This is a genomic window from Paraflavitalea sp. (genome assembly GCF_059502485.1).
In genome coordinates, this window is record NZ_JCACET010000008.1 from 288977 (window position 1) to 300324 (window position 11348).

The window sequence follows — 11348 nt, forward strand, 5'->3', positions numbered from 1 at the left end:
CTGCCAAGGGCCGGCTGGACACTTAATTAACCACTTCACACGCGTACTACTGCACCTTTTCAAAATATTGCATTTCGTATCTTGTTTGCCCAAAATCCAGCGGGTACATCTCACATGAAAAAGTTTCTTCTTTTGTCTCTTCTTCCTCTACAATTATTGGCTCAATTCAGTGCCAAGGAGGTCAGTAACTGGCAGCAACAAGCGCAACGCATTACTATTATTCGTGATAACTGGGGTGTGCCTCACATTTATGGTAAAAAAGATGCGGACTGTGCTTTTGGCGTGATGTATGCGCAGTGTGAAGATAATTTTCGTCAGCTGGAAGAGTCTTTTATCAGTGGGCTTGGCCGTGCCGGTGAAGTGTATGGTGAGGGTCGACTGCAAGGCGATGTTTCGGTTGCTTTGTTTGAATGTATAAGGAAGGCAAAGGTTGATTATGCCAACGCGTCTTCCCTGATCAGAAATCTTTGTAACAGTGCCGCTGCGGGCATCAATTATTACCTGTACAAACATCCTGATACCAACCGCCGTTTGCTTCAGTATTATGAACCCTGGTTCTTTCTGCTGCCGGGCACTGATAATCCTTCCGGGCATGGTATCACCGGCGCAGAAGTGCGGGCTTACAATAATACTGTATTGCCCCGGGCCGAAGGTGAAGGTAATGATACCGGGATCGAGGAGCGTGAAAATGGTTCCAATACTATGGCAATCGCGCCGTCGAAATCGACCAGTGGGCACAGTATGTTACTGATCAATCCGCACGTCAACTTTTTTGGTGGCGGGCAACGGTATGAGTGTCATCTGATCAGTGAGCAGGGTTTAAATGTATCAGGGTTTGCCATCTTTGGTAATTTCTATATCTGGAGTGGCTTCAATGCTTACAGCGGATGGGCGCATACCAACTCCGGCGTTGATTTTACGGATGTATATCTTGAACGTTTTGATCATCCTACTGATGCTGCTCAATATCGTTATGGCAATGGTTACCGGACTGCTACCATCTGGCAAGACACGGTTCGTTATAAAACGGCTAACGGCATTCAGCATAGAGTTGTGACTTTACGCAAAACGCATCATGGTCCCGTAGTGGCCCGGCGTGACTCATTGCTGGTGACCATTAAGAATGTTACCGGTACGCAATCGAGTTATATCGAGCAATGCTGGCAAATGTGCCGCTCGAAGAAGCTGAAGCAGTTTACTGCCGCCATGAATAAAAGGGCTTTGGGTTATCCCAATACCATGTACGCCGACAAGTATGGCAACACCGCTTACTGGCATGGCAATGCTGTTCCTAAACGCTCTACTCAATTTGACTGGCGCGGGCCTGTTGACGGCAGCAACCCGGCTACTGAATGGCAGGGATTGCATCGGCTCAAAGAGATTGCGCATGTCATCAATCCTGCTTCGGGATGGATACAGAACTGCAACTCCACTCCTTATATGGCAGCAGGAGCTGTGAGCAGCCCTAAGCAAGGTGATTATCCAGCTTACATGGCTTATGATAAGCATATTTTCCGTGCTGTAGAAGCAGTGCGTTTGTTATCCGGACCGGAGAAGATATCTTTTACTGAATTTGAAAAATTAGTCGTGAGCAATCACCTGCCTATGATGGCCGGATGGCTGCCGCAAATTATACAGGCTTATGATAGTATGGCTGCTGCTTCGCCTGCGCTGAAAGAAAAGTTAGGTGCCGTGGCCGATACGCTGCGCCGCTGGAATTACCGGTATACGCTAACCAGCCAGGCTACCAGTATTGCTGTGATGTGGTATATCCAGTATGATAACTGGAACAGGAATCAACCGCGGCAAACGGCTGGTGATGATAATGCCACTGATCTGCAGGGTAACCAGTTGCCCATGCCTGGCGATGTGGCTGTTGAGCTGCTCGGCAAATCTGTCGATGCGTTGATTGCCCGATTTGGTACTGCTTTCATCAACTGGGGTGATATCAACCGCCTGCAACGGGTGGAAGGTTCTCCGGAAAGGTTTGACGATAACAAACCCAGCTGGCCTGTAGCTGCTGTGCCCAGCCCATTGGGTTCGCTGTTTGCTTTTGGTAATGGTCAAACGCGCGGGCAGCAAAAGTTTTATGGCACGCGTGGTAATACGTATACTTCTATCGTTGAATTTGGTCCGCGTATACAGGCGCGCTCTATTATGTACTTCGGGCAAAGCGCCAATCCTGCTTCTTCGCATTACCTGGACCAAGCGCCATTGTATGTGGAAGGTAAGTTTAAAGATGCCTGGTTTTACAAAGAGGACGTTGAAAAGCATGCCGAGCGGACTTATCATCCCGGTGAATAGTGCCGGTCCCTATTTATACTGTTTATAAAACTGGTTTTGGAAAAGCTCCAGCGAGTCGTAGGTTTTTTTCTTTGCAAAGAACTCCCCTGCCATCGGATATGCTTTGTATAGCTGTTCGCGGGTAGCATGCAGGCGATAGGGCAGGTAATAGGCGCCACGCAAAGCAATGGCTTCATCGATCAGCTGTTGGGTCAAAGTCTTCATGGCAGCATCTGCTTCGGGCGTGGTGGCCTGGTTGTAGAGCATCACAAATCCAAACACTTCTTCGCGGGCATATTTTAGATATGTGTCTTCGTCTTTCTCCACGTTGCGCAGTGTGATGTTTAACAGGTCTACTTTGTGTTGCGGAATTGTGTTCCTCAATATTTCAATGAAGCGTGTTACTGAATCTTTGGGTATAAAATATTCGTGGAGTATGTCGGCGTAGCCGGGCGTGGTATTCTGAAATACTTCCACGCTTTCGTTGATCAGTTGGTTGCGGGGGAATTTTTTGCCTGACACCAGGCTGGCGCCCCACTTTTCTGCTTTCCACCGGAGGTTCTTTCCATAATCACTATTGGCCGACCCTCTGAATACAGCACGGCGTATGCCTGTGTATCCCGTTTCTTTTAGTGGCTCCATCTCAGCCAGGCTATCGATCGTAAATACCGACAGAATGGCTTCGTTCATAAAGTTGCGGGGGTTGATATTGACGCGGCCATACACCATGCCCACGTTTTTTGCACTACGGGCTACTTCATCAAACTTGCGGATATAGTCACCGCTGTTGATGACATGCTGCTGTAGCCGGTACATCTTGTTATCCACTACCCGCAGTTTAACATCCAATATGACGCCGAATAATCCATAACCGCCCAAGACCAGGGAAAACAATTCCGGGTTTTCCTGCCTGCTGCAGGTGGTGATCGTTCCTGTTGGGCCTATCAGGCGAAAGGATTCCACCGTGCCGGCAATGGGCGGTGCGTTGGGTTGCCAGCCATGGCAATTGACGCTAATGGAACCTCCTACGGAAAAGGAATTGTTGGATTGCATGACTGCTACCGACTTACCGTGTTTATCGAGGTATGGAATGATCTGTGACCAAAGGGCGCCTGCACCCACCTCCAACAGGTTGCGGCTGCTGTCCAGCTCCATCGTATTAAAGCTTTTCATGTCGATCATGATGCCATCGGGAAAGATCGTATGAGCTCCCATCGAATGTTGTGCTCCGGCAATGGAAATCTTTTTACCGGTTGCCGCTGCCTGCTTTATTATTTGCACCAGCTGTTCTTCTGCCGCCTGCCGGCCGGTTGCTACTTTGATGATCGTATCTATATGTGTTTCGCTTAGTTTACCCGCATCGTTTGCATACCCTCTCTTATGCTGGCTGGCCGGTGCCGGATCTTTGTACCATGTATACAGGATGTGCCAGGTGGGGCGGGCTATAAGGATCAATACTATAAGCAGGATGAAAAGCAGTATTCGCTTAGGGGTAACTTTCCTTTTCATGCGGAGGGTTCATTTATTTCTCCAATGTATTAAAATCAGCAGCACAGATTTGTTAAAATATGCAAAAGGATTGGTGGATGATCAACAAACGGGATTGCTTTAGTAGAAATAATTCTACATCATAATTGCCTGTTTTATGCAGGCCTGCTGGCATGGGCTTTTTATATCCATCTGTACAAAAACTTACAATTATGGATAAGCTTGAATTAAAAGGAACATGGAATGTATTGAAGGGTAAGGTAAAACAAGCCTATGCTGACCTGACTGATGATGACCTTAAATATGAAGAGGGTAAAGACGATGAATTGCTGGGCCGTCTTCAAAAAAAGACCGGTAAGGGTAAAGATGAACTCGTTAAATGGCTCAAGTCGCTTGGCTAAACAACATCCACTCTATATATACATTAAGAAATGGGAGTCTTTTGAGGGACTCCCTTTCGCTTTTACGACCCTTCGACAAGCTCAGGGTGACAGAATTTATTTTATTTTCTCACTCAGTAATGCGATGGCTTTTTCCAGCTGGGCATCTCTTTTCTTTATGTAGTCTTCGACGGTGCGCTTCACTTCTATATCGGGTTTAACGCCGTAGCCGACAAACTCTCTTCCATCAGAATACGTATCACGCTTGGTACATATTCTTGCAGCGCCGCCTCCGGGCAGATCAAGCGATAATGGCTGGCCGGTGCTGCCGTATGTCCTCTCGCCTATCACTACTGCTCTTCCTTTGAGATCATCAAGAGAAATTAGAAAATCTTCTGCAGCAGAAGCGGTGTTGTTACCAATCAATACTACCAAGGGTACTGTTATCTTTTTATCGGTGACTTCATTGTAGGTAGAGGATGTGTCGCCATAGTGCCAGTATTTACCCCGGGAGATATCATAGGTCTTTTGTATCATTATCCTGTTGAACGGATTTTCTTTCAGGTGTTTTTCCAGCTCTTCGTCTTTAATGAATTTGCCCCAGGCTTTAAAGGATGCTATGTGCTCCCGGCTACGCCAGGTAGATCCTTTTATATATTTCTGATCGGTAAAGTATTTGAGAATGGCTGTTCCTATACTGGTATTGCCTCCGCCATTGTTGCGCAGGTCTATAATAACTGCTTTTGCTTCGTATAGTTCCGGTAACCTTTGTTTGAAATCAACAACCACGCTATCTGCACCAAACGTATTGAACTGCAGGTAGGCTATGTCTTTGGGCAGCTTTTCGTAACGGAACCTTTTCCAGGGAGTATTGGGTAATGGATAGGCCCAGTTGTAGCGGATGGTGCGCAGGCGTGTGGTGTGGGTAATCGTTTTACCTGCCGGTGTTTTTAGTGTCAGGTTGAATAAAGTGTTTGTATCGACATCGGAGAGCAATTGCCTGGCCGCATCATTCCAAAGCTGATGGTTGGCTGAAGCCGAAATGCCGGGAATGACCTCATTTTCGAGGTAAGTGATCACCGGTATATCGTTGACTGCTACAACTTCCGATCCCAGTGGGATAGCTACAGAATCTTTTTTAGCGACATTCGTGATAATGACCTTACCATCGAGCCAGGAAAACAACAATGGCGAATACAGGGCTCCACCTTTTATCAGTTTGTTGTTGGGTGGATACATGTTCGTATGGCCATCTTTCAGCAGGGCGCAGAATCGCTTCATTACTTTATAATAGTCCCAGGTGTTGCGGGTGGCCAGGACCTTTGGTATAAATGCCTGATAAGCACTGTCCCAGTTGATATTCGCTTTATCGAAATAGGCGAAGTTGTAGGCGGCTTCTTTCCAAAAGACAGAGAGGCCATACAATTTTTCGGTATCGCTCAGGTTGGACACCGTGTCTATTTGTGCAGTAGTGTTGGTTGCCTGCAGCAGTAGCAGGGCAAAAAGGATGTTTTTCATATCCTTTAAGACGGACGAGCTTGCGATATGTTACAATGAATTTGTGGTATCCAGCTTTTTTGCCATATATACTACTCCCGGCAAGGGGTTATCGTAATAGGGGGCAGTCTTTTCAAAACCCAATTGTTCGTATAAACGGATGGCAGCCTGTAGTTTTTCCAATGTGTCGAGCTTCATGGTCGTGTAGCCTTTTTCGACTGCATGCTTTAGCAGTTCTTCTGCTAATTTTCTTCCGATGCCGTATTTACGAAAGGCTGGTTTTACATATAAACGCTTCATTTCGCAGGTTGCCGGCTCCTTCATGGCTGTTAGCGCAATACAACCTGCAATTTCCCGCTCCCAATATGCCAACAGCAAGGTTCCTGTGGGCGGTCCATATTTCTCCAAGGGGGCTTTTAGTTCTGCCTCGAAGCTTTGAAAGCACAGATCTTCTCCCAACTCTTGCTCATATTCGCGAAATAAGTTGCGGATATTATCCAATTCAGGACTTTCTTCTCCGATCAGCACAATTTGCAGCATGTATTTGTAAAGTGTTGACTAAATTTAGTGCAGTTTATTATCATCACATGAAAAAACTTCTGCTGCTTAGTACTGTCCTTTTTTGTTGCGTTTTTTTGCAGGCGCAATCAAGGAAACTTCATTTCAAATCTATTCTTGTAGATACGCATAATGATATTCTTACTTCTGCGATCGATGAGAAGGTATCGTTTGATCAGCCATTGAAGGGGAAGACCCATTCCGATCTTGCGCGCTTTAAAGAGGGTGGCGTGGATGTAGAAATTTTCTCTGTGTGGAGTGATGGTTCGTATGGTCCTGGCAAAGGTTTCAATCGTGCCAATCAACAGATCGATACGTTGTATGCCGTTATTAAACGCAATCCCGATAAGATCGCCCTGGTGACTACGCCTGCTGAACTGAAGAAAGTGGTGAAGCAGCAAAAGCTCGCTGCGATGATCGGCCTCGAAGGCGGCCATATGATCGAAGACCGGCTCGATTATCTCGACAGCCTGTTTAAACGTGGGGTTCGTTATATGACGCTTACCTGGAATAATTCTACTTCGTGGGCTACATCTGCGATGGATGAAACGCCGGGCTCGCGCCAGCAGTTTGGCGCCGACTCTGCCGCTCAGGATATGAAGGACCGGAAAAAGGGGCTGACCGACTTTGGAAAACAGATTGTGCGCCGCATGAATGAGTTGGGCATGATGGTGGACCTCAGCCACGTGGGTGAACAAACTTTCTGGGACGCCATCAATACCACCAGCAAGCCTGTGCTGATATCACACAGTTGTGTGTATAGTATCTGCCCTGTGTTTCGCAACCTGAAGGATGATCAAATTAAAGCTGTTGCCAAGAATGGTGGTGTTATTCACCTCAATTTCTTTTCCGGCTTTTTAGATAGCGGTTTTGTAGCGCGTAACCGTGCTTTTACGCAGAAACATAAAGCGGAAAGGGATTCCATCCGTAATACTGTGTCGGACCCCTATTTTGCCGACAACTATCTTTTTCAGAAGTATGCAGATGAAGTGAAAGTGTTACGTCCACCGCTCTCTTTGCTCATCGACCACCTCGACTATATTGTAAAGCTCGTGGGAACAGATCATGTGGGACTGGGTTCCGACTTCGATGGCATCAGTTCTGCACCGCAACAACTGGATGATGTGACCAGCTTTCCCTTGATCACCGAAGAACTTGTAAAAAGGGGTTATAGCAAAAAAGATATCCGTAAAATACTCGGTGAGAATTTTATCCGGGTATTCAAAGCCAATACTGTAAAATAACTGCAAGTGATGCGTATTTGTCAATTATTCTTCTTCCTGTTGCTATGTGGCCAGGTGGCTGCACAAGGTTTTTCAAAAGCAATGATCACACGCTGGGAGCAGCAGGCTAAGCAGGTGACCATCATCCGTGACAAATGGGGCATTCCGCATGTTTATGGTAAATCGGATGCAGACGCCGTGTTCGGTTTGATGTACGCGCAATGTGAAGATGATTTCAAACGGGTTGAGAGTAATTATATCGATATCCTTGGCAGGACCGCTGAAGTAAATGGTGTCAATAATATTTATAATGACCTGTTTACTAAACTGGTGATCGACTCAGCTGGTGCTATGGCGGACTATGGTAAAAGTCCTGCCTGGTTGAAAAAGCTGTTGAATGCGTGGGCCGATGGGATGAACTATTACCTGTACAAGCACCCGGAAGTAAAGCCTGCTCTGCTACGCTATTTTGAGCCGTGGTATCCGCTTATGTGGACTGACGGCAGTATTTCGGCTATCAACACCGGGGGTGTAACCAGCGGTGAACTGCAACGTTTTTATACAGGCGATAATTCAACTGTTTCCGTGACCGCTCCCAATCTTGAAGATATTCATACCGGTTCGAATGGATTTGCGATAGCCCCCAAGCTGTCAGCATCCGGTAACCCCATTTTATACATCAATCCACACGTAACTTTTTACTTCCGTCCTGAAGTGCATATGGTGAGTGAGGAAGGATTGAACGCTTATGGTGCTGTGACCTGGGGTCAGTTTTTCGTGTACCAGGGATTCAATGAACACTGTGGCTGGATGCACACGTCGGGCTATGCCGATGTAGCTGATACGTATGCCGAACAGGTAGTGAAACAGGACAATGGTTTCTTTTATAAGTATGATGGTCAGTTGCGACCCGTGAAGCAACAAACGTTTACGCTTGCTTATAAGGATGGAAATATCATGAGCAACAAACAGGTTACTACTTTCTCCACGCATCATGGTCCTGTGATGGCCAAACGTAATGGTCAATGGATCAGCGTGCGGGCGGTGAACCGTCATATCAATGGTTTGATCCAGGCCTGGCAACGGACCAAGAGTACTGACTTTGCTTCGTTTAAAAAGAACATGGAGTTATTGTCGAATGCTTCCAACAACACCGTGTACGCGGACGACAAAGGCAATATTGCTTACTGGCATGGCAACTTTGTTCCCCGGCGCGATACCAGTTTCGATTGGTCGAAGCCTGTGGATGGCAGTATCAAGGCTACTGAATGGAAGGGCCTCCATAAGCTGGATGAAACTATACACTTGTACAATCCTGCCAGTGGCTGGATACAGAATTGTAACTCTACTCCTTTCACCTCATCGGGCAGTAGCAGTCCTCGGAAAGCTGACTACCCTGCTTATATGTCGACCGAGGCCGAGAACTTCCGGGGCATCAATGCTGTGCGGGTACTGAGTAAGGAAAATAGTTTTACACCTGATAAACTAATTGCAGCGGGTTATGATACTTACCTCTCTGCTTTTGAAGAATTGGTTCTGGCAGTTGTGAAGGCTTTTGCTTCGCTTCCGGCTTCAGACTCATTGCATGTTTTGCTTGCCGAGCCTGTTGCGGTACTTGGTAAATGGGACCTGCATTCTGCCGCTAACTCCGTAGCGACTTCACTTGCTATTGAATGGGGACAAACTTTACAGTCCATGATCAATGGGGTGAATGCTCCGGATTTTGTAACGAAGGTTTCTGTCTTCGTAAAAAGGGCTGTTCCTCAACAGTTGTTGATGCCACTGGCTGCCGCTGTACGTAACCTCGACAGGCGCTATGGCACCTGGAATACTCCGTGGGGTGATATCAACCGCTATCAACGTTTATCCGGTCAATTGCAGGAAACGTATGATGACAGCAAACCCAGTATACCTTCGGGCATGGCTGCTTCTACGTGGGGTTGTCTTCCTTCTTTTGTGAGCCGGGTGATGGATGGTACTAAAAAGCGCTATGGGTATAATGGTAATAGTTTTATCTGTGCGGTTGAGTTTGGAAAAACGGTGAAAGCAAAGTCTTTGCTTGCTGGCGGCAACAGCAGTGATCCTGCTTCTTCTCATTTTGGTGATCAGGCGGAGATGTATACGCAAGGGAAGTTCAAGGATGTGCTGTTCTATAAACCGGATGTGTTGAGGAATGCAGAGCGGACTTATCATCCGGGGGAATAAAACGGCAATCGGCAGTCGACAATCGGCAATGGGTTTGCTTCGATAGAGATCATTACTAACATTAATAAACTGCTGCGATATTATGAGAAAGTTATTGTTCCTTATCTTTTTGATGCCGGTTTGTGTGATGGCACAACAACAGACGGCTGATGTTATTATCCGTAACGGCAAGGTGATCGATGGCACCGGCAATTCCTGGTTTTATGGGGATGTAGCCGTGAAGAATGGAAAGATAATCGCCATTGGCAAGCTCACGAATTATACTGCTCCTAAAATAATCGATGCGAAGAAGCTGATCGTTGCCCCTGGCTTTATCGATGTGCATGGGCATATCGAAGGCGGCCTTTTTGATCAGCCTACTGCCGATAATTATATTTATGATGGGGTGACAACAGTCGTCACCGGCAACTGCGGCAGCTCTGCCGCTAACCTGAAGCGGTTCTTTTTCCGTGTGGACAGTTTGCATCCTTCTATCAATGTGGCTTCTCTCGTTGGTCATAACACTGTTCGCGAACAGATCATGAAACGTGATAACCGCCTGCCTTCTCCTGCAGAACAGCTAAGGATGGACAGCCTGGTGGAACAGGCCATGAAAGAAGGTGCTGTCGGTTTGTCTACCGGTCTTATTTATATCCCGGGCGCTTTTGCCAATACAGCTGAAGTGGTAAGTCTTGCGAAAGCAGCAGGCCGTTTCAATGGTATTTATGCTTCGCATATCCGCAATGAAGAGAACAGTGCCGTGGAAGCGATCAATGAAGCCATCCAAGTGGGCAAGGAAGCCAATGTTCCTGTACAGATATCGCATTTCAAGATCGGTGGCAGGAGTAACTGGGGTAAGAGTAATATTACACTTGGCCTGATCGAGCAAGCCAGGCTTGAAGGCTGGGACGTGACCATCGATCAATATCCTTATACTGCCAGCAGTACTAACCTTGGTGTAAGATTACCCGAATGGGCATTGGCTGGTGGTCAGGATTCTGTGAAAGCACGTTTACATAATCCTATTGTCAGGGCGCAGATCAAGAAAGAGATGCTGGAGCAATTGGCGCGCTATAAGTTTAAGAACTACAGTTACGCAGTGGTGGCCAATTATTCATCTGACAGTACTTATAATGGCAAAAGCATTACCGAAATCAACAAACTGATGGGCCGTAAAGGAAAGGCCAGCTATGAAGCGGAGACCATTATGGATATGGTGGAGAAGGGCGGCGCTCAGATGGTTTATCATAGTATGCATGAGGACGATGTGAAATACATCATGAAATATCCTTTCTGCATGGCGGGCGCCGATGCCGGTATACCCGTGCCGGGCAGAGGCATGCCACATCCCCGTGGGTACGGCACCAATGCGCGCATTCTGGGCCGTTATGTGCGTGAGGCCAAAGTAATGTCGCTGGAAGAAGCGATACGCCGCATGACCTCTCTCGCAGCTCAGAAGTTCCAACTCAAAGACCGCGGTCTGCTGAAGGAAGGCATGGCCGCCGATATTGTCATCTTCGACGAGAGCATGGTTAGTGATAAAGCTACTTTTGAACAACCGCATCAATACTCTGTAGGTTTTCAATACATCCTCGTAAACGGCAAGCTCGTTGTTGAGGATGGAAAACACAACAAAACAAGGAGCGGTGTAGCGCTTTATGGACCTGCTAAATTATAACGTATTGTAAAGGTGAGCCGTCCCGTCAACGGACGGGAAGGGCGACCCACCCTTACG

8 protein-coding genes are annotated in these 11348 nt (G+C 47.0%); 5 read left to right on the forward strand and 3 right to left on the reverse strand.

The features are described 5' to 3' along the window. Positions 1-114 precede the first annotated feature (114 nt). Positions 115-2304 (forward strand): penicillin acylase family protein, encoded by a 2190-nt coding sequence (locus tag AC5JBY_RS03945; protein ID WP_495903253.1) that lies wholly within the window; start codon positions 115-117, stop codon positions 2302-2304. A gap of 9 nt (positions 2305-2313) precedes the next feature. Here the strand turns inward: AC5JBY_RS03945 and AC5JBY_RS03950 are convergent, their stop codons facing one another. Then, on the reverse strand, positions 2314-3792 hold the full coding sequence (locus tag AC5JBY_RS03950) for an FAD-binding oxidoreductase (protein WP_495903254.1): 1479 nt from the start codon (positions 3790-3792) through the stop codon (positions 2314-2316). Between the two features lie 191 nt (positions 3793-3983). Between AC5JBY_RS03950 and AC5JBY_RS03955 the strand changes: the two genes are divergently transcribed. After that, on the forward strand, positions 3984-4172 hold the full coding sequence (locus tag AC5JBY_RS03955) for a CsbD family protein (protein WP_495903255.1): 189 nt from the start codon (positions 3984-3986) through the stop codon (positions 4170-4172). Between the two features lie 96 nt (positions 4173-4268). On the opposite strand, the gene AC5JBY_RS03960 is transcribed toward AC5JBY_RS03955, so the two are convergent. Next, positions 4269-5669, reverse strand: coding sequence for a S41 family peptidase (locus AC5JBY_RS03960; protein ID WP_495903256.1), 1401 nt, complete (start codon positions 5667-5669; stop codon positions 4269-4271). A 30-nt stretch (positions 5670-5699) separates the two neighbouring features. Further along, on the reverse strand, positions 5700-6188 hold the full coding sequence (locus tag AC5JBY_RS03965) for a GNAT family N-acetyltransferase (protein WP_495903257.1): 489 nt from the start codon (positions 6186-6188) through the stop codon (positions 5700-5702). Between the two features lie 47 nt (positions 6189-6235). Here AC5JBY_RS03965 and AC5JBY_RS03970 point away from each other — a divergent pair, with 47 nt between their 5' ends. From AC5JBY_RS03970 to AC5JBY_RS03980, 3 genes are all read left to right on the forward strand, one after another. Then, a complete protein-coding gene (locus AC5JBY_RS03970) occupies positions 6236-7450 on the forward strand; it encodes a dipeptidase (RefSeq protein WP_495903258.1) in 1215 nt (404 codons plus the stop codon). 9 nt (positions 7451-7459) lie between these two features. Next, a complete protein-coding gene (locus AC5JBY_RS03975; protein WP_495903259.1) occupies positions 7460-9634 on the forward strand; it encodes a penicillin acylase family protein in 2175 nt (724 codons plus the stop codon). An 82-nt stretch (positions 9635-9716) separates the two neighbouring features. Continuing rightward, a complete protein-coding gene (locus tag AC5JBY_RS03980) occupies positions 9717-11291 on the forward strand; it encodes an N-acyl-D-amino-acid deacylase family protein (RefSeq protein WP_495903260.1) in 1575 nt (524 codons plus the stop codon). Positions 11292-11348 lie beyond the last annotated feature (57 nt).

Bases quoted from the DNA above. Each gene is read 5' to 3' on its own strand.
- AC5JBY_RS03945 (WP_495903253.1), top strand. From the start codon at position 115: ATGAAAAAGTTTCTTCTTTTGTCTCTTCTTCCTCTACAATTATTGGCT.
- AC5JBY_RS03950 (WP_495903254.1), bottom strand. From the start codon at position 3,792: ATGAAAAGGAAAGTTACCCCTAAGCGAATACTGCTTTTCATCCTGCTT.
- AC5JBY_RS03955 (WP_495903255.1), top strand. From the start codon at position 3,984: ATGGATAAGCTTGAATTAAAAGGAACATGGAATGTATTGAAGGGTAAG.
- AC5JBY_RS03960 (WP_495903256.1), bottom strand. From the start codon at position 5,669: ATGAAAAACATCCTTTTTGCCCTGCTACTGCTGCAGGCAACCAACACT.
- AC5JBY_RS03965 (WP_495903257.1), bottom strand. From the start codon at position 6,188: ATGCTGCAAATTGTGCTGATCGGAGAAGAAAGTCCTGAATTGGATAAT.
- AC5JBY_RS03970 (WP_495903258.1), top strand. From the start codon at position 6,236: ATGAAAAAACTTCTGCTGCTTAGTACTGTCCTTTTTTGTTGCGTTTTT.
- AC5JBY_RS03975 (WP_495903259.1), top strand. From the start codon at position 7,460: ATGCGTATTTGTCAATTATTCTTCTTCCTGTTGCTATGTGGCCAGGTG.
- AC5JBY_RS03980 (WP_495903260.1), top strand. From the start codon at position 9,717: ATGAGAAAGTTATTGTTCCTTATCTTTTTGATGCCGGTTTGTGTGATG.